Source organism: Acerihabitans arboris (assembly GCF_010131535.1).
Classification (GTDB): domain Bacteria; phylum Pseudomonadota; class Gammaproteobacteria; order Enterobacterales; family Enterobacteriaceae; genus Acerihabitans; species Acerihabitans arboris.
This window is the reverse complement of record NZ_WUBS01000018.1, coordinates 66,631-89,584: the sequence shown is the minus strand read 5'-3', so window position 1 is coordinate 89,584 and position 22,954 is coordinate 66,631. Positions and strand designations below refer to the sequence as shown.

The 22,954-nt window shown below is 59.2% G+C and carries 21 protein-coding genes; 10 read left to right on the top strand and 11 right to left on the bottom strand.

Annotated features, from left to right (window positions below; translation table 11 throughout):
* Positions 1-48 precede the first annotated feature (48 nt).
* On the bottom strand, positions 49-1,032 hold the full coding sequence (locus GRH90_RS22070; protein WP_218586275.1) for a hypothetical protein: 984 nt from the start codon (positions 1,030-1,032) through the stop codon (positions 49-51).
* A 576-nt stretch (positions 1,033-1,608) separates the two neighbouring features.
* Between GRH90_RS22070 and tal the strand changes: the two genes are divergently transcribed.
* Positions 1,609-2,559 (top strand): transaldolase, encoded by a 951-nt coding sequence (tal, locus tag GRH90_RS22065; protein WP_162368129.1) that lies wholly within the window; start codon positions 1,609-1,611, stop codon positions 2,557-2,559.
* Positions 2,560-2,574: 15 nt separating this feature from the next.
* A complete protein-coding gene (gene tkt / locus GRH90_RS22060) occupies positions 2,575-4,569 on the top strand; it encodes a transketolase (RefSeq protein ID WP_162368128.1) in 1,995 nt (664 codons plus the stop codon).
* A gap of 144 nt (positions 4,570-4,713) precedes the next feature.
* Here the strand turns inward: tkt and GRH90_RS22055 are convergent, their stop codons facing one another.
* Both GRH90_RS22055 and nudK read right to left on the bottom strand, forming a co-directional pair.
* Positions 4,714-5,421 carry a phage antirepressor KilAC domain-containing protein gene (locus GRH90_RS22055; protein ID WP_162368127.1) on the bottom strand — a complete coding sequence of 236 codons (708 nt, stop codon included), beginning with the start codon at positions 5,419-5,421 and terminating at the stop codon, positions 4,714-4,716.
* Positions 5,422-5,650: 229 nt separating this feature from the next.
* Complete coding sequence (gene nudK / locus GRH90_RS22050) at positions 5,651-6,229, bottom strand: GDP-mannose pyrophosphatase NudK (RefSeq protein ID WP_162368126.1); 579 nt, start codon at positions 6,227-6,229, stop codon at positions 5,651-5,653.
* 317 nt (positions 6,230-6,546) lie between these two features.
* Between nudK and acrD the strand changes: the two genes are divergently transcribed.
* A complete protein-coding gene (acrD, locus tag GRH90_RS22045; protein ID WP_162368125.1) occupies positions 6,547-9,723 on the top strand; it encodes a multidrug efflux RND transporter permease AcrD in 3,177 nt (1,058 codons plus the stop codon).
* A 108-nt stretch (positions 9,724-9,831) separates the two neighbouring features.
* Here acrD and ypfM read toward each other — a convergent pair whose 3' ends face one another.
* Positions 9,832-9,891, bottom strand: a complete 60-nt coding sequence (gene ypfM, locus GRH90_RS22040; RefSeq protein ID WP_162368177.1) for a protein YpfM — start codon at positions 9,889-9,891, stop codon at positions 9,832-9,834.
* Positions 9,892-10,641: 750 nt separating this feature from the next.
* On the opposite strand from ypfM, the gene GRH90_RS22035 reads away from it, so the two are divergent.
* The 4 genes from GRH90_RS22035 to GRH90_RS22020 are packed head-to-tail and all read left to right on the top strand — an operon-like array spanning position 10,642 to position 13,012.
* Positions 10,642-11,019, top strand: a complete 378-nt coding sequence (locus GRH90_RS22035; protein WP_162368124.1) for an ArsC family reductase — start codon at positions 10,642-10,644, stop codon at positions 11,017-11,019.
* Position 11,020: 1 nt separating this feature from the next.
* A complete protein-coding gene (gene dapE / locus GRH90_RS22030; protein ID WP_162368123.1) occupies positions 11,021-12,148 on the top strand; it encodes a succinyl-diaminopimelate desuccinylase in 1,128 nt (375 codons plus the stop codon).
* Complete coding sequence (locus GRH90_RS22025; RefSeq protein WP_162368122.1) at positions 12,145-12,819, top strand: M15 family metallopeptidase; 675 nt, start codon at positions 12,145-12,147, stop codon at positions 12,817-12,819. The genes dapE and GRH90_RS22025 overlap by 4 nt, the downstream gene beginning before the upstream one ends.
* 4 nt (positions 12,820-12,823) lie before the next feature.
* Positions 12,824-13,012, top strand: coding sequence for a YpfN family protein (locus tag GRH90_RS22020; RefSeq protein WP_162368121.1), 189 nt, complete (start codon positions 12,824-12,826; stop codon positions 13,010-13,012).
* A 130-nt stretch (positions 13,013-13,142) separates the two neighbouring features.
* On the opposite strand, the gene GRH90_RS22015 is transcribed toward GRH90_RS22020, so the two are convergent.
* The 6 genes from GRH90_RS22015 to dapA form a co-directional block, all read right to left on the bottom strand.
* Positions 13,143-15,224, bottom strand: coding sequence for a tRNA(Met) cytidine acetyltransferase TmcA (locus tag GRH90_RS22015; protein ID WP_246236197.1), 2,082 nt, complete (start codon positions 15,222-15,224; stop codon positions 13,143-13,145).
* A 1-nt stretch (position 15,225) separates the two neighbouring features.
* Positions 15,226-15,678 (bottom strand): DUF441 domain-containing protein, encoded by a 453-nt coding sequence (locus GRH90_RS22010; RefSeq protein WP_162368120.1) that lies wholly within the window; start codon positions 15,676-15,678, stop codon positions 15,226-15,228.
* A gap of 22 nt (positions 15,679-15,700) precedes the next feature.
* A complete protein-coding gene (ypfJ, locus tag GRH90_RS22005) occupies positions 15,701-16,549 on the bottom strand; it encodes a KPN_02809 family neutral zinc metallopeptidase (protein WP_162368119.1) in 849 nt (282 codons plus the stop codon).
* A 181-nt stretch (positions 16,550-16,730) separates the two neighbouring features.
* Entirely contained in the window at positions 16,731-17,444 is a 714-nt protein-coding gene (gene purC, locus GRH90_RS22000; protein WP_162368118.1) for a phosphoribosylaminoimidazolesuccinocarboxamide synthase, read from the bottom strand.
* A 71-nt stretch (positions 17,445-17,515) separates the two neighbouring features.
* Entirely contained in the window at positions 17,516-18,565 is a 1,050-nt protein-coding gene (gene bamC, locus GRH90_RS21995) for an outer membrane protein assembly factor BamC (RefSeq protein WP_162368117.1), read from the bottom strand.
* A gap of 18 nt (positions 18,566-18,583) precedes the next feature.
* A complete protein-coding gene (dapA, locus tag GRH90_RS21990; RefSeq protein ID WP_162368116.1) occupies positions 18,584-19,474 on the bottom strand; it encodes a 4-hydroxy-tetrahydrodipicolinate synthase in 891 nt (296 codons plus the stop codon).
* Positions 19,475-19,602: 128 nt separating this feature from the next.
* Between dapA and GRH90_RS21985 the strand changes: the two genes are divergently transcribed.
* The 3 genes from GRH90_RS21985 (at position 19,603) to bepA (ending at position 22,237) form a co-directional block, all read left to right on the top strand.
* Entirely contained in the window at positions 19,603-20,193 is a 591-nt protein-coding gene (locus GRH90_RS21985) for a glycine cleavage system transcriptional repressor (RefSeq protein WP_162368115.1), read from the top strand.
* On the top strand, positions 20,193-20,660 hold the full coding sequence (gene bcp, locus GRH90_RS21980; RefSeq protein WP_162368114.1) for a thioredoxin-dependent thiol peroxidase: 468 nt from the start codon (positions 20,193-20,195) through the stop codon (positions 20,658-20,660). The genes GRH90_RS21985 and bcp overlap by 1 nt, the downstream gene beginning before the upstream one ends.
* Before the next feature lie 101 nt (positions 20,661-20,761).
* Positions 20,762-22,237 (top strand): beta-barrel assembly-enhancing protease, encoded by a 1,476-nt coding sequence (bepA, locus tag GRH90_RS21975; protein ID WP_162368113.1) that lies wholly within the window; start codon positions 20,762-20,764, stop codon positions 22,235-22,237.
* A 1-nt stretch (position 22,238) separates the two neighbouring features.
* Here the strand turns inward: bepA and hda are convergent, their stop codons facing one another.
* The gene (gene hda / locus GRH90_RS21970) at positions 22,239-22,952 is read right to left on the bottom strand and encodes a DnaA inactivator Hda (RefSeq protein ID WP_162368175.1); all 714 of its coding nucleotides are present in this window, start codon (positions 22,950-22,952) and stop codon (positions 22,239-22,241) included.
* Between the last annotated feature and the right edge of the window lie 2 nt (positions 22,953-22,954).

Below are 22,954 nucleotides of genomic sequence, written 5' to 3'. Positions count from 1 at the left end.
ACATATATCCAGCCGCTGTCGCCGGACGCCTTTTCCCGGCGTCATTATTTAACCCAGCCACGGCAAATATCCTCCTGAGAAAAAGTTCGCGCTGGGATTGGGTACAAAATCGAGTATCACCCTCTCTTGCGCGCCGCCGTCCTCCGGCAGGCTAAGGTAGATATCCGCCGACTCGGCAACAGAATTGAATAAATCAATAGTGACGGAATTATCGCTGTTTAAGGTCGCGTTCGACGTGCCACCGGGCACGCCTGGCCTCCTGACGGTATTCGACGGTGACCATATCTGTACATAGGTAATGGGATTTCCGGTAATGGGCGACAGCCGCGCGGTCTGCAGATAGATCGAATTCACCGTCCTGCCGTTGGCGGGAGCGCCGGTAGTGGCGTTGATTAAGCTGAACGCGCCGTTACCCGGCCTATAGGATTCGAATAACGTCGTTCCCCCCACATTGTAACTCGGCACCGAGGTGGTAAGCGCCAGGACAGAGACCGGCCCCGGCTCAAGAGAATAAAGCCCGAAATTACCCTCGCCGTTTTGATTTAACGTCAAGCTGGCATTCTGCGCGCCCGACTCCACTATGACGCCGGGATATTGTACGTTTACAGAAAGTACCCTATTTGGCGGCCCGTAAATAACGCCTCGGTTAAGCGGATTGACCTGTAGCTGGCTGAAATCGGTATAGGCGGCGCCGGTGGTCAAAATCATGTTTAATGAGACTCCCGGAGGCGGGGCTTCCACCGATATAGTGCCAAATAACACTTCGGAAGAATTCTGATTTCCGGTAAGGGTACGCAAGACATAATATACGCTAAAAGCGCCGAGGCTCACCCTTTCCGCAGGGAGCAAAAAATTTAACGGCAGATCGGTAAAAGGATCGTTTAAAAAGTCTTCATACACCACCTCACCATTCCAATACACCCAAATATGATCCCCTGCTGCAGCCGGATAATAATTTCTTATCTGTATCTGGACGCCGCCTACCCTGTTTATGCTATCCAGGGTTATTACGTTAAAATACAGCTGCGGCAAAAAGGCTGGCGGTAGGGGGGTAAGCATGATTTGGTTGGGGCTTAGCATATTAACTCCCGGTTTCTGTTATTTATTTCGCTTATCGATGACATATTATGTTGACAATAACGCCGCCATACCGTTTTTCTAAAAACAGGTTATTTAACGCTTAATAACCAATGGTAAAACCGACAGCCTATTTTATTTAAACATCTTCATTTATTTTTATTAAATTATCGCCGCCGGGGCAATCGTGTTTTTTAGCAGGCACGATTTAAAAACAGCAAAGGCCCTGGGATAAGCGGCCGGCATGCTGTTTATTCCTCTTTCCGGCATACCCGCTTACCCGCTCCCCGCCGCCTTATCGCCTATGCCGGCGGTGACCGGGGCCGTAAGCGCGGGTCCAGGTCCCGCCGCCATGGCGGGAACACGGCGCCGCCTTTCCCTTGGCGGCAACAAACCGCGAGTCCTAATCGATTTTGTCCATTATAATAATCAGAAAAAGCGCATTTCATTCTGCGTCTTATTGAGGCAGTGTTATCCTTAGGTTAACGGTTACTTAGATCAGATGTATTATTTTCTTCATGGAGTTGAGAAATGAATCAGTTAGAAGCGCTAAAACAGTTCACCACCGTCGTGGCCGACAGCGGCGACATCGAATCGATTCGTCATTACACCCCGCAGGATGCCACCACCAATCCGTCGTTGATCCTCAAAGCCGCCAGCCTGACCGCCTACCAGCCGCTGTTTGAAGACGCGCTGGCCTATGCGCGCAGGCAGGGCGGCACCCGCGAAACGCAAATCATCAATGCCAGCGATAAGCTGGCGGTGAATATCGGGGTAGAAATCCTGAAAAGCGTCCCGGGCCGCGTCTCCACTGAAGTGGACGCCCGTCTGTCGTTCGATCGCGGTATGTGTGTCGCCAAGGCGCGTAAGCTGGTCGGCCTTTACCAGGAGCAGGGTATCGATAAATCCCGTATCCTGATCAAGCTGGCGTCCACCTGGGAAGGCATCAAGGCGGCGGAAGAGCTGGAACGCGAAGGCATCAACTGCAACCTGACGCTGCTGTTCTCCTTTGCCCAGGCCCGCGCCTGCGCCGAAGCCGGCGTTTACCTCATCTCCCCGTTCGTCGGCCGCATCTATGACTGGTATAACCAGCGTAAGCCGATGAACCCGTATGACGTGGAACAGGATCCGGGCGTGAAGTCGGTTCGCGCCATCTATGATTATTATAAAGAACATCGCTACCAGACGGTGATCATGGGCGCCAGCTTCCGCAAGACCGAACAGATCCTGGCGTTGGCGGGGTGCGATCGCCTGACCATTTCCCCGGCTCTGCTGGAGGAACTGCACAACAGCGAAGAACCCCTGGAGCGTAAGCTCTCTCCTTCCACCGAAGGTTTTCACCAGCCCGCCCCGTTGTCCGAACCCGAATTCCGTTGGGAACACAACCAGGATCCGATGGCCGTTGATAAACTGGCCGAAGGCATTCGTCAGTTTGCGGTGGACCAGCAGAGCCTGGAAGATCTTCTCTCGGCCAAACTGTAATTTTTGGAGCATTCAATGACCACTCGTAAAGTGCTTGCCAATGCCATCCGCGCCCTGAGCATGGATGCGGTGCAAAAAGCCAATTCCGGCCATCCCGGCGCCCCGATGGGCATGGCGGATATCGCCGAAGTGTTGTGGCGCGATTATATGAACCATAATCCGTCCAACCCGAAATGGATGGATCGCGATCGGTTTATCCTCTCCAACGGCCACGGCTCGATGCTGCTCTACAGCCTGCTGCACCTGACCGGCTACAACCTGCCGATCGAGGAGCTGAAGAACTTCCGCCAGTTGCATTCCAAGACCCCGGGCCACCCTGAATACGGTTATACCGACGGCGTGGAAACCACCACCGGCCCATTGGGCCAGGGCATCGCCAACGCGGTGGGCATCGCCATCGCCGAACGCACCCTGGCGGCGCAGTTCAACCGGCCCGGCCATGAAATCGTCGATCATCATACCTACGTCTTTTTAGGCGACGGCTGCATGATGGAAGGCATTTCCCACGAGGTATCGTCGCTTGCCGGCACCATGAAGCTCGGCAAGCTGATGGCGTTCTACGACGACAACGGCATCTCCATCGACGGACATGTGGAAGGCTGGTTCACCGACGATACCGCCAAGCGCTTTGAGGCCTACGGCTGGCACGTGGTGCGCGGGGTTGACGGCCACGACAGCGATGCGGTGAAAGCGGCGATTGAAGAAGCGCGCGCGGTGACCGATAAGCCGTCGCTGCTGATGTGCAAGACGGTGATCGCCTTCGGTTCGCCGAATAAAGCCGGTACCCATGGCGCGCACGGCGCGGCGCTGGGCGCCGACGAAGTGGCCGCCACCCGCAAGCACATCGGCTGGAACGAGCCGGCGTTTGTAATCCCGCAGGACGTTTATGAGGGTTGGGATGCCAAAAAAGCCGGCGCGGCGAAAGAGTCCGCCTGGCATGATAAGTTCGCCGCCTATGAACAGGCCTTCCCGGCGCTGGCGGCGGAATTCAAACGCCGCACCGAAGGTAAACTTCCCGCCGGCTGGCAGGCGCAGAGCCAGGCATATATTGAAAAGCTGCAGGCCGCTCCGGCCAGTATCGCCAGCCGCAAGGCCTCGCAGAACGCCCTGGAGGCTTTTGGCCCGCTGCTGCCGGAACTGCTGGGCGGCTCCGCCGACCTGGCGCCGAGCAACCTGACTATCTGGTCGAAATCGGTGTCCCTCGCCGACGACACGTCAGGCAACTATATCCACTACGGCGTGCGCGAGTTCGGCATGACCGCCATTGGCAACGGTATCGCCCACCACGGTGGTTTTGTGCCCTATACCGCCACCTTCCTGATGTTCGTGGAATACGCGCGTAACGCGGTGCGTATGGCCGCGCTGATGAAGGCGCGGCAGATCATGGTGTATACCCATGACTCCATCGGCCTGGGCGAGGACGGCCCGACCCATCAGCCGGTGGAACAGCTGGCCAGCCTGCGGCTGACGCCGAACATGAGCAACTGGCGGCCCTGCGACCAGGTGGAAACCGCCGTGGCTTGGCAGCAGGCGATTGAACGCCATGACGGCCCCACCGCGCTTATCCTGTCGCGCCAGAACCTGGCGCAGCAGACGCGCAGCGCGCAGCAGCTGGCCGATATTGCCCGTGGCGGCTATATCCTGAAAGACAGCGACGGCACGCCGGAGCTGATTATTATCGCCACCGGCTCGGAAGTGGAGCTGGCGGTGGCCGCGTGGGAAAAACTGAGCGGCGAAGGCCGTAAGGTGCGGGTAGTGTCGCTGCCGTCCACCGACGTGTTTGATAAGCAGGATGAGGCGTATCGGGAAGCGGTATTGCCGCATGGCGTGCAGGCGCGCCTGGCCATTGAGGCCGGCATTGCCGATTACTGGTATAAGTATGTGGGCCTGAACGGCGCGATTGTCGGCATGACCACCTTTGGTGAATCGGCCCCGGCCGAAGAGCTGTTTAAAGAGTTTGGTTTTACCGTCGAGAACGTGCTGGAAAAAGCGCGCGGCTTGCTGAAGTAGCCGGTAAAGCCCGGTATTGGCGGGCCTGGCGCGCCATGGGGCGCGCTCCCTTTAACATACCGGGTTCAACCTGGAACCTGCTTTACCAAACCGGCCAGCATAAGCTGACCGGTTTTTTTATGCCTGAGGACGACAGGCCGGCGGTCAGGCCACGGCGCCCTTATGTTCCCGGGCGGTATGGGCGGCCCATAAACCGGCGACCCATTTTACGCCCTTAGCCGTGAACCTGGCCTGGGAAAAGGCGTGGCGGCTTTCGCTGGTGCCCCGGTGCAGTTCAAACCGCCCGGCCTCCAGGTGCTGCTGATGGGGAGTGAGCACGCCGGACAGGCGGTACATAATCTGGCGCTCCAGCAGGAACTGGCGAAAATCCGCTTCTTTCGCTTGCAGTAATTTGCACACCCGGCGAAACCCCATGGCTTCGTCGACCACCACGTAGCGATCGAAAAAATCCGCTTTTGGCGCGATAAGGGCGATGCGGTTTTCCAACGCCTGGCGACGCTCGTATTCCTGCGCCCAGGCGCGCGCCGCCACCGCCGGATTGGTAAAATCCGGCAGGTCGTGGCGCATTTCCAGCTCATGCCAGCGATCGAGCACCGCCGGGGTGAAGGCCGGCGACAGCCGCGCGATGGCCGTCAGCGAGTCGCGCTTGTTAAGCCGGTATTCCTGGAAGGTCTGGTCCTGTCGTTGATAATCCGTGGCGCGCAGAGGCTGGCTCAGGCGCCGGGAGGTCTCCAGGCTTTTGATCAGGCGCTTGACTTCACCGTGGGAGATGTCGGTTAGCCCGGCCAGTTCACGGCTGCTCATCGAGACCGGTTGATGAAGGGTGTCAAAACCCGCTGCGGATATCATCATAGCTTCCCCCACTTGGCTATCAGTACGGCAAACAGGCAGCACAGGTACATCACCGAAATACCAAACAGTGCCCATTACGGTTCGCTACCGGACCGGAGATCCCGCATGGGAACATACCGGCCTGTCGATAGTGTAATAAATATACAGCATAACTGTGTATTTATCCAGTACCTTATTGCGGTGAGTCGTTACAGCTACGCCTGGCCCTTCCGATGCCCCAAAAGGTCGATTACGCCTTCAGCCAGCCCCGGATTTGCGCATGCTGCAGCAGCATGATGGTCTTGCCGTCCTGGATACGGCCGTCCCCTACCATGGCCAGCGCCTCGGCAAACGGGAGCTCCAGCACCTCGATATCCTCATCCTCGATACCGCCGCCGTTATTGTCGCGCAGCGAGTCGTTGTACTCGGCGGCAAAAAAATGCACGATTTCGGTGACGCCGCCGGGCGACATATAGGCAGAAAAGAGCTTTTGAACTTCCCCCACCGCATAGCCGGTTTCCTCGACGGCCTCGCGCCGGATGCACTCTTCCGGTGAGTCATCGTCCAGCAGGCCGGCGCAGGTTTCCAGCAGCATGCCGGTGGGGTTGCCGTTGAGGTAGGTGGGCATGCGGAACTGGCGTATCAGCACCAGGGTGTTTTTGGCGCTGTTGTACAGCAGGATGGTGGCGCCGTTGCCCCGGTCGTACACCTCGCGCATCTGGCGTACCGTCGTGCCGTCTTTCCTGGGCAGATCGAATAAAAATTTACGCAGGACAAACCAATGATCCGATAACAACTTATTCTCGATGATTTTAATCATGAACGACATAATGCCCTCTATAATCCGCCGGGAGACCAAAGTGTGATGGCGATCATAACGCAAACCGGCGCCGGGGCGAGAACGATTCCGGGCAAAAACGGCTAAGCTTAGGCAAGCGCCGCGGGGAACGGCGTATTGCACGGGGGCGAAATCAACCCGGATCGGCGGTCAGGGGGGCGGCTATACAACTACGCTAGTACTTCTTTACACGATCTCCTTTTTTTCTCCACGTTTTCTTCCGTCCCTACGCGTAAAGTACCATGGCGGCGCGTAACAGCGTAAATATCGCCGAATCATGACAGGACACTCGCCCGGGGTTTTATTGAATGGCTAACTTTTTTATCGATCGCCCGATTTTCGCCTGGGTATTGGCAATTATCGTTGCCTTGACCGGCACCATGGCAATATTTACGCTTCCTATCGAGCAGTATCCCAAATTAACGCCGCCCACGGTGCGTATTACCTCCAAATATCCCGGCGCTTCCGCCAAGACCGTGGAAAACGCCGTTACCCAGATTATCGAACAGAACATGACCGGTCTGGATAACCTGCTGTATATGGCCTCGCAAAGCAGCAATACCGGCCAGGCCACCACCACCCTGACGTTCGAGGCGGGCACCGATCCCAACGAAGCGATGCAGGAAGTGCAGAACCAGCTGCAGGTGGCGATGAAAAGATTGCCGCAGGCGGTGCAGAGCCAGGGCGTGACCGTGACCAAGACCGGCGACAGCAACCTGATGATGGTGGCGTTTGTGTCGACCGACGGTTCGATGGATAAATCCGATATCGCGGATTATATGGTCAGCAACCTGCAGGAGCCGCTCAGCCGGGTCAGCGGGGTCGGCAGCATCGACGCCTACGGTTCGCAATATTCGATGCGCATCTGGCTTAATCCGGATGCCCTGGTCAATTATCAGTTAACCACCGCCGACGTGGTCACGGCCATCGAGGCGCAAAACAGCCAGGTGGCGGTCGGCCAGCTCGGCGGCACGCCGGCGGTGAGCGGGCAGGCGCTTAACGCCACCATTAACGCCCAGTCGCAGCTCCAGACGCCGGAGCAGTTTCGCGCCATTACGCTGAAGGTTAACACCGACGGCTCGGCGGTGACGCTCGGCCAGCTGGCGACCGTCGAGCTGGGTTCGGAAAGCTACGATTACCTGACCCGCTATAACGGTATGGCCGCGGCGGGCATCGGCATCAAGCTGGCCTCGGGGGCCAATGAGCTGGATACCAACCGGCTGGTAAAGCAAAAGCTGGCGGAGCTGGCGCCCTTTTTCCCCCACGGGCTGAAAGCCGAAATAGCCTATGAAACCGCGCCGTTTGTCACCGCCTCCATCGAGGATGTGGTGAAAACCCTGCTGGAAGCCATCGTACTGGTGTTCCTGGTAATGTATCTGTTCCTGCAGAATTTCCGCGCCACCCTGATCCCGACCATCGCCGTGCCGGTGGTGCTGCTCGGCACCTTTGCGGTGCTGTCCGCCAGCGGTTTCAGTATCAACACCCTGACCATGTTCGCCATGGTGCTGGCGATCGGCCTGCTGGTGGACGACGCCATCGTGGTGGTGGAAAACGTCGAGCGCGTCATGAGTACCGAAGGCCTGTCGCCGCGCGACGCCACGCGTAAGTCCATGGGCCAGATCCAGGGCGCGCTGGTGGGCATCGCGCTGGTGCTGTCGGCGGTGTTTGTGCCGATGGCGTTTTTTGGCGGCACCACCGGCGCCATCTACCGTCAGTTTTCGGTGACCATCGTCGCCGCGATGGTGCTCTCGGTGCTGGTGGCCATGATTTTGACCCCGGCGCTGTGCGCCACCCTGCTTAAACCATTGCCCGCCAATCACCAGCATGCGCGGCGCGGCTTTTTCGGCTGGTTTAACCGCTGCTTTGACAAAAACGCGGCGCGTTACGAGCGCGGAGTCACCCGCATATTAGCGCGCACCACCCGCTGGCTGCTGTTGTACGGACTCCTGCTGGCCGGCATGGCGTTGTTATTTTTGCACCTGCCCACCTCGTTTTTACCCGAGGAGGATCGCGGGGTGTTTATGGGCCAGGTGACGCTTCCCACCAACGCAACCCAAGAACAGACGCTGAAGGTGGTCGCCAAGGTGGAACAGTACTTCCTGACCCACGAACAGGATAACGTGCTGTCGGTCTTTTCCACCATCGGCGCCGGCCCCGGCGGCAACGGACAAAACGTCGCCAGGATGTTTATCCGGCTGAAGAATTGGGATGACCGCGCCAGCGCCGATCGTAGCGCATCGGCCATTATCGCGCGCGCCACCAGGGAGTTCGGCCGGATCACCGAGGCGCGGGTGCTGGCCAACAACCCGCCGGCCATTTCCGGACTGGGCAACGCCGCCGGTTTCGATATGATGCTGGAGGATAAGGCGGGCCAGGGCCACGCCGTGCTGATGAAAGCGCGCGACCAGCTGCTGTCGCAGGCGGCCGACTCGCCGATGCTCGCGCGCGTGCGGCACAACGGCCTGGACGACAGCCCGCAGCTGCAGATCGATATCGATCAGCGCAAGGCGCAGGCGCTGGGCGTATCCGTCGACGATATCAACGATACGCTGCAAACCGCCTGGGGTTCCAACTATGTCAACGACTTTATCGACCGCGGCCGCGTCAAGCGGGTCTATGTTCAGGCGGCGGCCAAATACCGCATGCTGCCCGACGACGTCTACCGCTGGTATGTGCGTAACAGCGGCGGCGGCATGGTGCCCTTCTCCGCGTTTGCCACTTCGCATTGGGAATACGGCTCCCCGCGGCTGGAGCGCTATAACGGCGTCCCGTCGGTGGAAATTGTCGGTGAAGCGGCGGCCGGGGTAAGCAACGGCACGGCAATGGACCTGATGGAGAAGCTGGTGGCGGGACTGCCTAACGGCATGGGACTGGAATGGACCGCCATGTCGTACCAGGAACGGTTATCGGGTTCCCAGGCGCCGGCGCTGTATGCCGTCTCGCTGCTGGTGGTGTTTTTAAGCCTGGCGGCGCTCTATGAAAGCTGGTCGATTCCCTTTTCCGTTATGCTGGTGGTGCCGCTGGGGGTGGTCGGCGCCCTGCTGGGCACCTGGGCGCGCGGGCTGGAAAACGACGTCTATTTCCAGGTCGGCCTGCTGACGGTTATCGGCCTGTCGGCGAAAAACGCCATCCTGATCGTCGAGTTTGCCAATGAGCTGAACCAGCGTGGCCAGGGGGTGATAGAGGCCACGCTGCACGCCTCGCGCATGCGTTTAAGGCCGATCCTGATGACCTCGCTGGCGTTTATCTTCGGCGTGCTGCCGATGGCCATCAGCCGGGGGGCGGGTTCGGCCAGCCAGCATGCGGTCGGCACCGGCGTTATCGGCGGCATGATATCGGCCACGTTACTGGCTGTCTTTTTTATTCCGCTGTTTTTTGTGCTGATCCGCCGCCGCTTCCCGTCCAAAGATCATCCGGACGCGAATATCCAGCTGTTGCCGGACGGCATTGATGCGCCGTCCGGCGACGGCCATGCAAAACCCTAACGCTAAAATGACAAAGGCCACCTTGATGAGGGGTGGCCGTTTATTCGATGGGGTGGATCCCAAGATAGTCAATGGCTAAAAATATTGATGCCTTGTTTAAGACCGTCACTACTTACGCAGCATTGCTTCGATGAAATCTTTCCAGTTTACCAACTCTGTATCTATCATACCCTGCCTCTCTTTTCTTGTGCGGCGATTATACAAAGTCTTTTTCCCGAATAAAAGAGGCCGAACGATGAATTAAAGTTAATTGCCCGGGGAGATCACATATTATATTAACACATCGGCGTTATTGCCCTAATTTGATGCATTATTTCATGCTAATCATGACCACATTTCTCTTGATGGTTAATGTTTAGAACAAAATGTAAAAAAAATGCTTCAATGTTCGCAATATGCTGCATAGTTAAAATCACTATTGATTTTATTATTTTTTTTAATATATCACCTTGAAGTTAGCGCATATGGACAAACAATACTGTGCATTTGCACCAGCCGCGGGTCATAAGGATTTTTTATAGTTTACCCGCGCTGAATCCGTAACATGAAAAAAAACCGATATTTACCTTAAGCGCAGACAATATATTGCATAAATAACGGATATTGCTGTTTATGAAAACCCGCATGGACTATTTAATGCCACTATTGCATCGTTCCTGCTTTAATAAAAAGGGCCGCAGGCGCCGATAGGAAAACGTTAACCCTGGGCAAAACGATTTATTGCAAGCCGGGTAATTTACCCGTGCCCGGGATTAATTACCGGCGTCATATGCTAAGGCATGGCGCCATGACGGCGGGACGGTACAGGCGCGCCATCCAATGACGGCGAATATCAATGATTGTGCCATCGTCTGGATCCACCGGCCGTTTTCCCGCATTATTGACCTAACGACGCATTTTTACAGGTAACGCTTCGCCATGCATGACCCAGAGGTTGGATTTACGCTCTATGGTATCAAAAACTGCGATACGATAAAAAAGGCCCGCCGCTGGCTCGACGAGCGGCAGGTTAATTACCGGTTCCATGACTACCGCGCCGACGGCGTTGACGACGCATTGCTCAGGCGTTTCACCGACGGGGTGGGCTGGCAAACGCTGCTTAACACCCGCGGCACCACCTGGCGCAAACTCAGCGACGGGGAACGCCGGGCGGCGGACGGGGCCGAGGGCGCGCTGGCGCTGATGGTAAACCAGCCGGCTATCATCAAACGACCGGTATTGCAGGCCGCGGACGGCCGGCTTTTGGTGGGTTTCGACGCCGCAGGCTACCAACACTTTATCCACGAGGAGTCCTGACATGTCTTGTCCGGTACTGGAGCTGACGCAGCAGTTAATTAAACGCCCGTCCCTGAGTCCCGACGACTCAGGCTGCCAGGCGCTGATGATTGCCCGGCTGCGGGCCATCGGTTTTACCATCGAGCCGATGAACTTTGGCGCCACCCTGAATTTCTGGGCCTGGCGCGGCGAGGGCAAGACCCTGGCCTTTGCCGGGCATACCGACGTGGTGCCGGAGGGCAATGCCGGCAGCTGGAGCAATCCGCCGTTCGAGCCGGCCCTGCGCGACGGCATGCTGTACGGTCGCGGCGCCGCCGATATGAAAGGCTCGCTGGCCGCCATGATCGTGGCCGCCGAGCGTTTTGTCGCCCAGCACCCCCACCATCAGGGGCGGCTGGCCTTCCTTATCACCTCGGATGAGGAAGCCACCGGCGCCGATGGCACGATAAAGGTGGTGGAGACGTTGATGGCGCGCAATGAACGGCTGGATTATTGCCTAGTCGGGGAACCGTCGAGCCACCTGCGCGTCGGCGATATCGTCAAAAACGGCCGGCGCGGATCGCTCACCGCGACGCTTACCGTGCACGGTACCCAGGGCCATGTGGCCTATCCCCATCTGGCGGATAATCCGGTGCATCGCGCCATGGCGGCGCTGAACGAACTGGTGGCGACCACCTGGGACGAAGGTAATGCTTTTTTCCCGCCCACCACCATGCAAATCGCCAATATCCACGCCGGCACCGGCAGTAACAACGTGATCCCGGGCGAATTGGTGGTGCAGTTCAACTTTCGCTTCAGCACCGAACTGACCGAGGCCGGGATCAGATCCCGGGTGGAGGCCATGATGGCGCGCCACGGCCTGCGTTATCATATCGACTGGTGGCTATCGGGGCGGCCGTTTATCACCCCGCCCGGGGAACTGGTCGACGCGGTCACCAACGCGGTCAGGCATTACCAGGATCTGACGCCGCGGCTGGAAACCACCGGCGGCACCTCGGACGGGCGTTTCATTGCCCGCATGGGCGCGCAGGTGGTGGAGCTTGGGCCGGTGAACGCCACCATCCATAAAGTCAATGAATGCGTCAGCGCCGCCGACCTGCAATTGCTAAGCCGGATGTATCAGCGCATCATGGAGCAACTGGTCCTATGATGACGCCGGCGATGCTGACCGGCCAAACCGACCGGCACCTGGCGCCGCTCTGCGGCGCCCACCGCCTGCAGCCCGAGGCGATAAACGCCTTCCAGCAACTGCAGCGGGCCGCGCGGCAGTCGGGTTTTAACCTGCTGCCGGCCAGCAGTTTTCGTGATTTTGACCGGCAGTTGGCTATCTGGAATGGCAAGTTCCGCGGCGAGCGGCCATTATTAGATAACCATAGCCGGCCGCTGGACAGCCAAAGCCTGGCGGTGGGCGAGCGTTGCCACGCTATTTTGCGCTGGTCGGCGTTGCCGGGGGCGAGCCGCCATCATTGGGGCAGCGACCTGGATGTGTACGATCCGGATTTGTTACCCGCCGGGACGTCGCTGCAACTCGAGCCCTGGGAATATCTGCCGGGCGGTTATCTTGCTCCCCTGGCCGACTGGCTGGGGGTGCGGATGGCGGAATACGGTTTTTACCGCCCTTACGCCCACGATCGCGGCGGGGTCGCCGCGGAGCCATGGCACCTGAGCTACCGTCCGTTGGCGCAGGTCGCCGAGCGCCTGCTGACGCCGGACCTGCTGCTGGCATCATGGAAAGATCGCGACGTGGCGGGGGCATCCTGGTTAACTCCTCGATTACCCGCCATTTTTCGCCGTTATATTGGAAATGTGGATAAGGAGTAAGGATATGCATTGGCTGGCTGATTACTGGTGGATCATTTTAATTGTTTTGGCGGGCATGCTGATAAGCGGCGTTAAAGAACTGCGCCGCGTGGATGTTAAACGCTATCTGAAAGACAAACCCGAGCTGCCGCCGCATCGCGACAACAACGCCAAATGGGACGACGACGACGACTGGCCGAAAAAGAAGCCGTAACGACCGGCGATAACGGCGGGACCCGCCGCGCGGCAACGCGCCGGGCCTTATCTTTGCCCTACCCGTGACCGAGGCGTGGAAGGCGCCGGCATAGCATCCCTTACCCTCGCCGCCTGGCGCATGGCCGGCGTCACCGCTTATCCTTATCGCCTGGCATAGGGCCGGCGTCACCGCTTATCGGATTATCATAGCCGCCGGGCGCGCTCCAGTCCCGCCAGCGCCGGCACATATCCGTATTGATGTTCCCCAGGGCATGCGCGGTTTCCTCCCGCCAGCGCGCAACCAGCGCCTTTTTACCGCTTACTCCCGTTTGCCCGACGATATCGCCCACGCCGCGCCGTTGCTCCAGCCATAGCCGCAGCGCCGTCAGCGGCAGGCCCGACCGGCGCAGCAGCCGGTTGAGCGACGTAAGACAGGCCTCCGGCGGACGCTTGGCAAAAGCGAACCCGGCCAGGTTGCGCCAGTCGTTATCATCCAGTCGGTCATCGGCAATGTTAATACCGGCAACGTCGGCATGGGCCGCTTTATCGCGGGCAAAGAGCGCCCTTCCCCGCGCCGCCAGCCGATGCCCGGCGGGACTTAGCGGATACAGCGCCATGGCGCTGTAGCACCCGCTGCTGGCTTCCAGATGCGTGCCGATATGCACCAGTTGAAACCCCGCCGCCCGCCAGAACGCCCACAGCTCATCGGTCAGCCCAAAGCTGACCGACACAAAATCCAGCCCCGCCGCCCGCGCCACCGCCTGCGCCACCAATTCCCGGCCCCACCCCCGGCGGCGGCCGCCGGCGACCACCGCGACGCGGCTGACGCGGCGCGAGCGCAAACGGGGCGCCATCCACAGTCCGCCGTGGGCCGCCAGGGACTGGGCGACCAGATTGCCCGCCGGGCGTCGCCGCCCCGCCCAGACCTCATGGGCCAGTTGCGCCGGCAGGCCGCCTTCATCCACCGCCCAGAGCGCGCCCAGTAAACGGTCGCCCGACCGGGCGGCAATAAAATGCTGGCCGGGGGCATCCATTAACCGGCGTAAATCCAGCGGCGTGGTACGGTAATGAGCGGCGGCCAGCAGCAGGTAAAACTGTTGTAAATCAACGGGATGTGATTGCCAGTGCGCCTGCGTAAGCGGGAGCAGCACCGGCGTTTCGTTGCGCGCCGCCGCCTGCGCTTCCGCCGGCTCCCCGAACAACAGCGCCGCGCCCAGCCAACGCTCCAGCGGGTCATTTTTTGCCCAGCGCAAGGGATGTTCCAGGGTAAGATGCCGCCAGTGCGCCAGCGACGCGCAGAACTTAAGCAGGAAACCGCGGCCGGTGCCTTCGTAGCCCTGCACGGTGGTGGTCAGCAGGACCCGGGGAAAATAGCCCAGCAGCGAGCGCAGCAGGGGCATTGGAATGGCGGCGGCTTCATCCACCAGCAGCCAGCCGGCCGCCGGATGATGGCGGCAATAATCCAGTAAGGCGTCGGGGGCAAAAAAGCGCGCGCGGCCATCGGCATAATGTTCCAGCACCGCCGCCGTGGCTTTGGCCGGGGCCGTCGCCCAGCAGCCGCCTTCCGCCCGGGCCGCGAGCATGCCGGCCAGGGTCGATTTGCCGCGCCCGCGCGGCGCGGTCAGGACAAAGATGCCGGTGTCGGCCGCCAGCAGCCGGGACAGCAACACCCGCTGTTCACCGGTGGGGCCCGCCGGCGGCGGCCGCCAGTCGGGTAGCGCCGCCGCCGGCGTAACCCTATCGTCCCCAAGCTGGCGCAACACCATCACGTCGGGGTCCGCCAGCAGGGTTTGCCGGAAATACGTAATGAAATGGGGCGTGGGGATAGGCGCGGGACGCTCGCTCCAGCGCAGGGAATCGGCGTCGGGCCGCGCCGGCCAGGACGACCATGGGGGCACCAACAGCACCAGCCAGCTGCCGGCCATCAGGGTGCCGGCCAGGGCCGCCAGCGCGTCCACCGCCAGACCCTGCCGCCCGTCGAACACCGCGTGCCTGAATTCCCGCCCCAACAGCGTCCTGAGCGCGGCGGGAGTGCAGCCCCGCGGCCATCCCTCCTGCGGCGCCCCGACCCAGAGCCAGTCCCCGGGCAGCCGGCCGCGCAGCGTCCGCGCCTGCGCGAGGCTCCAGCCGGCGTCGCCGCTCAATACCAGCAAACGCCGCACGCCGGCCCGCCGCATGCCGGCCGTGGCCCCGTCCAGCAGGTCAAGCGCCGCAGGCAATGCCCCGGTCATATCAGGTTTTGCCGACCAGCAGCGACAAGATGCCGGCGGCGATCAGCGGTCCGACCGGCACGCCGCGAAATAACGCCACGCCCATCACCGTGCCCACCAGCAGTCCGGCCACCACCGACGGCTGGTGGGACATCAGCGACACGCCTCGCCCGCCCAGCCAGGAAACCGCGACGCCTATCAGGATAGCCAGCAGGGATTTCCAGTGCAGGAAGGAGTGCATCACGCTGCCGGCGGAAATGGTGCCGCTGGCAATCGGCGCCATGACGCCGATGGTGAGGATAATGATGCCGAGGGTCAGCCCCTGCTTTTCCACCCAGGGGAAAAAATGGCTGAGGGGAGTAATGCGGATAATCAGTAAAACCAGGATCGCCACCGTAACGGTGTTGTTATGGCTGATAATGCCGAGCGCCGCCAGCGCCAGCAATATCAGCAGCGTAGGATCCAGAAATGTCATCGTTAAGTTCCTGCTGAGTCCATTAGCGACCGGCAAAGGTATCGCATTGATTCATATCGCCGGTGTCAAAACCGCGTTTAAACCAGGTATAGCGCTGCTGCGAGGTGCCATGGGTAAAACTGTCCGGCACCACCCTGCCCTGGCCGCGCTGCTGCAAACGATCGTCGCCAATCGCCGTGGCCGCGTCCAGCGCCTCCTGCAGATCGCCCGGTTCGAGAATCTGCTGTTTTTGCATGGCATTGCCCCAGACGCCGGCATAACAATCCGCCTGCAGCTCCATTTTAACCGAAAGCTGGTTGACCTGTTGTTGCGTCGCGCCCTGCTGCATTTGCCTGACCTTGCGCTCGGTGCCCAGGAGATTCTGGACGTGATGCCCTACCTCATGGGCAATAACGTATCCCTGCGCAAAATCGCCGCCGGCCCCGAGTTTATTTTTCAATTCATCATAAAACGACAGATCGATATAGACCGAGCGATCGGCGGGACAATAAAAAGGCCCCATCACCGACTGCCCGGTGCCGCAGCCCGTTTGCATGGCGCCGCGATACATGACCAGCTTCGGCGGGGCGTAGGTGTTGCCGGTGCGCTGGAAAATCTCTTTCCAGGTGTCCTCGGTGGTCGCCAGGATAACCGAGGTGAATTTGGCGGCCTCGTCGCCATTGGGGCTAACGCGCTGTGGCGACGACTGCTGCACCGACTGCCCACCGTTGAAAAGCGGCGTCAAATCAATGCCGTAATAGCCGGCCACGATCACCACAATAAATATCACTACCCCGGTCTTGCCGCGCAAGGGGATGCGCATACCGCCGCCGGAAGCGGAATTACGCCTGTCTTCAACATTATCGCTTTCGCGACGTCCTTGCCAACGCATATGCTTACCCACCGCTGTTCGGTTATATCGTGGAGGATAGCACAAAAAGCCGCTGCCAACGGCGTAACCCGACGTGGTCTAGCGGTAAACCGGCCTGGTATGACGTGCGCGGCGCGGCATTTTTTGCATGCCGCGCCGTCGACCCGGCGAACGCGGCGGCGCCAGGTAAACGATTGCGTGGTTAGTCCAGTTTTACGCCGATACGGTGGGCAACTTCCTCGTAGGCTTCGATAACCCCGCCCAGGCTCTGGCGGAAACGGTCTTTATCCATTTTATTGAGCGTGGCTTTATCCCACAGACGGCTGCCGTCCGGCGAGAACTCGTCGCCCAGCACCACTTCGCCGTTGAACAGGCCGAACTCGAGTTTGAAATCCACCAGGATCAGGCCGGCGTCGTCGAAAATCTTGCCCAGCACGTCATTGGCCAGGTAGGTCAGCTCTTTCATGCGCGCCAGATGCGGTTGGCTGGCCCAGCCGAAGGTGGCGCAGTAAGATTCGTTGATCATCGGGTCGTGTCTGGCGTCGTTCTTTAAGAACATATCAAACAACGGCGGGTTCAGGACCAGTCCTTCCTCTACGCCCAGGCGTTTTACCAGGGAGCCTGCGGCGCGGTTGCGCACGACGCACTCTACCGGCACCATGGCGAGTTTTTTGACCAGTATCTCGGTATCGGAAAGCAGGCGGACGATTTGCGTCGGGATGCCGGCTTCGGCGAGTTTGGTCATGATAAAATAATTGAATTTATTGTTGACCATGCCCTTGCGCTCGAACTGCTCGATTCGCTGGCCGTCCAATGCTGACGTATCGTTGCGGAACTCCAGGATCAGCAAATCCGGGTCTTCGGTGGTGTAGACCGTTTTCGCCTTTCCGCGATACAACTCAGCTAGCTTTTGCATCTTTTTTACTCCAGTGGCAGATAACGCTTAACTAAAAATAAAAAGGGGCCAAAGCCCCTTTTTTGGTTTCATTACTTGCTCGACGTCTGGCTGAACGCCGCCTGGAATACCGCCACCAGCGCGTCGTTTTGCGCCTGGGTGAGGGTATGGCCCTTCGGATCGGTAAACTGCAGGGTACTGCGGTTGCCGAGATCGCCAACCTGCAGCTTGTAGTCGCCGTTGATCAGATCGGGATCCTTGACGCCAAGGTCGTCCCAGGTGCCGCTGCCCGGCGCATCGTAGGTGACGGAAAGGGTGCCCAGCGGACGGCTGGTATCCTTGACCTTCATCCTGATTTTCTCAAGCGCCGCCGGCAGGTGTTGCCATACCACGGCATACGGGGAACGTACCACCAGCAGCGGCAGCCCGGACTCGTCGGCGCCGCTGATAACGCTCAGGTCCGCCGTCTGGCCCGCGGCGGTTTTACTTGCCTGGTCGCTGTTAAGCTGTTCAATCCCCTGCGCCACGCTGTTCAGCATCGATACGGTATAACGCTGTACGATAGCCGGCGCGGTAACCGCATTACCCTGCTGCTCCAGGCCCAGGGATTTTACCATCAGCGAGGTTTGGTAACCCTCGGTGCGCAGGCTGACCTGATAGCGACCGCGATATTGCAGGTCCTCGTCGGCCCGGGTCCACTGCACCCAATCGGTGTTCAGCGTCTGGCCCCCGTCCTGGCGGGAGGCGATGGTGTAACCCTTGCTTTGCACGACCGCGACCACCTTGGACCAGAGATCACGGTTCTGCGCGCTGTTTTCAAGCTGGATGACCGCGGTATCGCCCGCATATTGCGAACGGGAACCGTCAAGCAAAGCCAAAGGCTGCGCCGGGGGACGAATATCCAGTCCCTTGCCCACGCTTCCCTTTGAGGTCGCGACGGGAATCTCGTAATCCCCGGTCTGCACCGGCAGGATCATCCCTGATGGACTGTTGAGGGAACTAAGCCCCGGCGCTTTCAGGTACTCTTCATTACCGTTTACCTGACGTTTGTAGCGTTGATCGCTGGAACAGGCCGCAAGCAGCATGAACACCGACACGCCCACCACTTTTGCCACCATCGACTTTTGCAATAAATAAGCCATCAATTCTCCCTAACAGAGTTATAGCAAACCGGCATCCGTTAAAGCTTGCTCAACAACACGGCTATCATTCTCGGTCAGCGGCGTCATCGGCAAACGTAACGTATCGGTTGCCATTAATCCCAATGCTTTACAGGCCCATTTAACGGGAATTGGGTTGGATTCGATAAATAATTTCTGATGCAGCGGCATCAGGCGCTGGTTCAGGCGACGCGCTTCGGCAAAGTTGCCCTGTAGCGCCAGTGCGCAAAGCTCCGCCATTTCCCTCGCGGCGATGTTGGCCGTGACGGAAATCACGCCTTTACCGCCCAGTTGCATGAAGTCCAGACCCGTCGAATCGTCGCCGCTCAGCAGGATAAAGTCATCATCAACCAGCTCTTGGATCTGGCTGACGCGGTTTAAGTTCCCCGTCGCTTCCTTAACAGCCACGATATTTTTGATTTTTGACAGGCGCGCAATGGTCGGCGGCAGCATATCGCAGCCGGTGCGCGCCGGCACATTATACAGGATTTGCGGCAGATCGGTGTGTTCGGCAATCGCCTTGAAGTGCTGAAACAGGCCTTCCTGGGTCGGTTTATTGTAATAAGGCGTCACCGTCAGGCATCCCGCCACGCCGCTGTTGTTAAACCGCTGCGTCAGGCTGACCGCCTCGGCGGTTGAATTGGCGCCGGTGCCGGCGATAACCGGGATCCGCCCGTCGCTTAGCTCCAGGGTGCGCATGACCACTTCGCCATGTTCGTCATGGCTGAGCGTGGCCGACTCTCCGGTCGTCCCGACGGACACGATAGCCGTAGTCCCGCTGGCCACATGATAATCGATTAATTTTTTCAGACTTACCCAATCGACGGCACCCTTGTCATCCATTGGTGTAACCAGCGCAACTATGCTTCCAGTAAAGCTTCCCGTGAACATTGACCATCCCCTCCACAAACAGGTTATTCATGGTACTTTTGTCACCTATCCAAAAGCAAGCAAACATCGGCCATGTAAGCCCTTGGCAGCAGGTTTTTTTTAGGGTTACCATGTAAATCACATCAGCCATGACAGGAAGCACCATTTTGCCACAGTCACAACAACACTATCTGGTCATCACTGCGCTGGGTACCGACCGTCCCGGTATCGTCAATACCATCACCCGCCACGTCAGCAGCTGCGGATGTAATATTGAAGATAGCCGTCTTGCCATGCTGGGTGAAGAGTTTACGCTGATAATGCTGTTGTCGGGCAGTTGGAACGCCATTACCCTGATCGAATCCACCCTGCCGCTGAAAGGCGCCGAACTGGATTTGCTGATTGTCATGAAACGCACCAACGCCAATGAACAGCAGGCGACGCCGAACACCCTGTGGGTTAAAGTCGATGTGCAGGACTCGCCGCACTTAATCGAGCGTTTTACCGACCTGTTCGACAGCCAGGAAATGAACATCGCCGAGCTGGCCTCCAAGACCCAGCCGGCGCTGGGCGATAATCCACCGCGCCTGAATATCCAGATTACCGCGCACGGTCCCGCCGGTTGGCCGGTGGAGCAGATCGAAGATACGTTTCATCAACTCTGTACAGAACTGAAAGCGCAAGGCAGTATTAGCATTGTGAATCATCCACAGAATCAAGAGAAAGATGGAGTAATTTAATGATGCCACTGAAAGCCGGTGATACCGCACCGAAATTTAGCTTGCCCGATCAGGACGGTGAACAGGTCAGTCTGACCGACTTCCAGGGACAAAAAGTATTGGTCTACTTTTATCCCAAAGCCATGACGCCCGGCTGCACCGTGCAGGCATGCGGGCTGCGCGACAATATGGACGAGCTGAAAAAGGCGGGGGTGGAAGTGCTGGGTATCAGTACCGACCAGCCGGAAAAGCTGTCGCGCTTCGCGGAAAAGGAACTGCTGAATTTCACGCTGTTATCCGATGCCGATCACCAGGTGGCCGAGGAGTTTGGCGTATGGGGCGAAAAATCCTTCATGGGCAAAACCTACGACGGTATCCATCGCATCAGTTTCCTGGTGGGCCTGGACGGCAAGATCGAGAAGGTGTTCGACGACTTCAAGACCAGCAATCACCACGATATCGTGCTGGCTTACCTCCAGGGAGCATGATCGGGTCGACTGCCCGGCCACCGGGCGGGCGCCACAGGGTGAGAACGCTTGGCGGCCTTGGCTGTCCAAGGAATATCTCCCGGGTAAAGGTTGGATGGTTTATGTCCGCATGGATGAAAAAAAGTCTTGTCGCCGGCATGCTGGCCGCCCTGATCGCGGGCGCGGGGCAGCCGGTGCTTGCCGACGATCTGCAGGATCAGCTGCCGGATATGGGCACCACCGCCGGCAGCACGCTCAGCATCGACCAGGAAATGCAGATGGGGGATTTTTATGTCCGCCAGATGCGGGGCGGCGCGCCCCTGATCAACGATCCCCTGCTCAATACCTACATTAATCATTTGGGCGGCATCCTGGTGGCGCACGCCAACTCGGTGCGCACCCCGTTTCATTTTTTCCTGATCCACAGCGACGAGCTGAACGCCTTCGCCTTTTTTGGCGGCAACGTAGTGCTGCATTCCGCCCTGTTCCATTACACCGAGAACGAGAGCGAACTGGCCTCGGTGCTGGCTCATGAACTCTCCCACGTCACCCAGCGCCACCTGGCGCGGGCAATGGAAGATCAAAAGCGCAACGCCCCGCTGACCTGGGCCGGCGTGCTGGGATCGATATTATTGACCATGGCTAATCCGCAAATGGGCATGGCGGGCCTGAGCGGCACCATCGCCGGCAGCCAGCAAGGCATGATAAGCTTCACCCAGGCCAACGAGCAGGAAGCGGATCGCATCGGCCTGCAGGTATTGCAACGTTCCGGTTTTGATCCCCAGGCCATGCCTGACTTCCTGCAGCGGCTGTCCGATCGGGTGCGCTACACCACCACGCCGCCGGAAATGCTGCTCACCCATCCCCTGCCGATGAGCCGTTTGTCGGACGCCCGCAACCGGGCGAATCAAATGAAACATCTGGTGCTGGACTCATCGCAAGATTTTTACCTGGCCAAGGCGCGTATTCTCGGGATGTACGGTTCGGGCGCCATCGTGCTGGACGACGACCTGATCGCCGGTTGGAAAAAAGGCAACGCGCGCCAGCAGATTGCCGCCCAGTACGGCCAGGCGATCCTGTTCTACCAGGCTAAAAAATACGACGACGCCCGCCGGACCCTGCAACCCCTGCTTGGCAAACAGCCGGCCAACGTATGGTTCGTGGATTTGATGACCGATATCGATCTGGCGCAGCAGCAGGCGCCCCGGGCCATTACCCGCCTGGAGGCGTTGGTCGGGCCACAGGATAATAACGCCAATCCGGTGCTGCTGCTCAACCTGGCGAACGCCTATGTGGAAGGCAAACGTTTTGCCGACGCCGGCCGCCTGCTCAATCGCTACACCTTCAATCACCCCGACGATACCAACGGCTGGGATCTGCTGGCGCAGGCCAGCGCCGGCCAGGGACTGCGCGATCAGGAGCTGGCGGCGCGCGCCGAAAGCCTGGCGCTTAACGGCGAGCTGGACCAGGCGGTGCGGGCGTTAAGCAACGCCAGTTCACTGGTTAAGCTGGGCAGCCTGCAGCAGGCCCGTTACGATGCGCGTATCGACCAGTTGCGCCAGCTGCAAAAACGCTTTAAGCCGTACCAAAAAACCTGAATTACAGGTTGAGGATATCTTTTACAAACGGGATGGTCAGTTTGCGCTGCGCGCGGATGGAGGCGTGGTCAAGCTGGTCGAGCGTTAACGACAGGGTGCGCATATCCCGTTCCAGCCGTTTAAGCAAAAAGCGGCTGACGTCTTCCGGCAGTTCAAAACCCCGCAACCGGGCACGCAGCTGCAATGCGGCCCCTTTTTCCTCGTCGGAGAGGGCCTGCAGGCGGTAAATCTGCCCCCAGTCCAGGCGCGAGGCCAGATCGGGCAAATTCAGGTTCAGCTGGCGCGGCGGGCAGTTGCCGCTGATGATAAGCCGGGTACGGCCCGTCTCCTGGATACGGTTGTACAGGTTAAAGATGGCCATTTCCCAGGGTTCGTCACCGACGATGCACTCGATGTTGTCGATGGTCACCAGCGCCAGTTGCTCCATGCCGTCCATCACCTCCGGCACGAACCAGGTGCGCTTATCCAGCGGCACATACCCCACCGCCTCCCCGCGATGGGAAAGCTCGGCGCAGGCGGCGTGCATTAAATGGCTGCGCCCGCCGCCCTTGCGTGACCAGAAGTAGAGGTAACTGCCGTGTTCCTGCGCCAGCATGCTATGCAGCGCCGCCAGCAACGACCTGTTTTCGCCCGGATAAAAACTGGCGAAGGTTTCATCGTCGGGGAGGTATAGCGGTAATGAAAGCTGTGCCGGCGTGTTCAGAAAAACCTCTATGC

Excerpts from the sequence above, each read along its gene's own strand:
- tal (WP_162368129.1), top strand. The coding sequence starts at position 1,609 with ATGAATCAGTTAGAAGCGCTAAAACAGTTCACCACCGTCGTGGCCGAC.
- tkt (WP_162368128.1), top strand. The coding sequence starts at position 2,575 with ATGACCACTCGTAAAGTGCTTGCCAATGCCATCCGCGCCCTGAGCATG.
- GRH90_RS22055 (WP_162368127.1), bottom strand. The coding sequence starts at position 5,421 with ATGATGATATCCGCAGCGGGTTTTGACACCCTTCATCAACCGGTCTCG.
- nudK (WP_162368126.1), bottom strand. The coding sequence starts at position 6,229 with ATGTCGTTCATGATTAAAATCATCGAGAATAAGTTGTTATCGGATCAT.
- acrD (WP_162368125.1), top strand. The coding sequence starts at position 6,547 with ATGGCTAACTTTTTTATCGATCGCCCGATTTTCGCCTGGGTATTGGCA.
- GRH90_RS22035 (WP_162368124.1), top strand. The coding sequence starts at position 10,642 with ATGCATGACCCAGAGGTTGGATTTACGCTCTATGGTATCAAAAACTGC.
- dapE (WP_162368123.1), top strand. The coding sequence starts at position 11,021 with ATGTCTTGTCCGGTACTGGAGCTGACGCAGCAGTTAATTAAACGCCCG.
- GRH90_RS22025 (WP_162368122.1), top strand. The coding sequence starts at position 12,145 with ATGATGACGCCGGCGATGCTGACCGGCCAAACCGACCGGCACCTGGCG.
- GRH90_RS22020 (WP_162368121.1), top strand. The coding sequence starts at position 12,824 with ATGCATTGGCTGGCTGATTACTGGTGGATCATTTTAATTGTTTTGGCG.
- GRH90_RS22015 (WP_246236197.1), bottom strand. The coding sequence starts at position 15,224 with ATGACCGGGGCATTGCCTGCGGCGCTTGACCTGCTGGACGGGGCCACG.
- GRH90_RS22010 (WP_162368120.1), bottom strand. The coding sequence starts at position 15,678 with ATGACATTTCTGGATCCTACGCTGCTGATATTGCTGGCGCTGGCGGCG.
- ypfJ (WP_162368119.1), bottom strand. The coding sequence starts at position 16,549 with ATGCGTTGGCAAGGACGTCGCGAAAGCGATAATGTTGAAGACAGGCGT.
- purC (WP_162368118.1), bottom strand. The coding sequence starts at position 17,444 with ATGCAAAAGCTAGCTGAGTTGTATCGCGGAAAGGCGAAAACGGTCTAC.
- bamC (WP_162368117.1), bottom strand. The coding sequence starts at position 18,565 with ATGGCTTATTTATTGCAAAAGTCGATGGTGGCAAAAGTGGTGGGCGTG.
- dapA (WP_162368116.1), bottom strand. The coding sequence starts at position 19,474 with ATGTTCACGGGAAGCTTTACTGGAAGCATAGTTGCGCTGGTTACACCA.
- GRH90_RS21985 (WP_162368115.1), top strand. The coding sequence starts at position 19,603 with ATGACAGGAAGCACCATTTTGCCACAGTCACAACAACACTATCTGGTC.
- bcp (WP_162368114.1), top strand. The coding sequence starts at position 20,193 with ATGATGCCACTGAAAGCCGGTGATACCGCACCGAAATTTAGCTTGCCC.
- bepA (WP_162368113.1), top strand. The coding sequence starts at position 20,762 with ATGTCCGCATGGATGAAAAAAAGTCTTGTCGCCGGCATGCTGGCCGCC.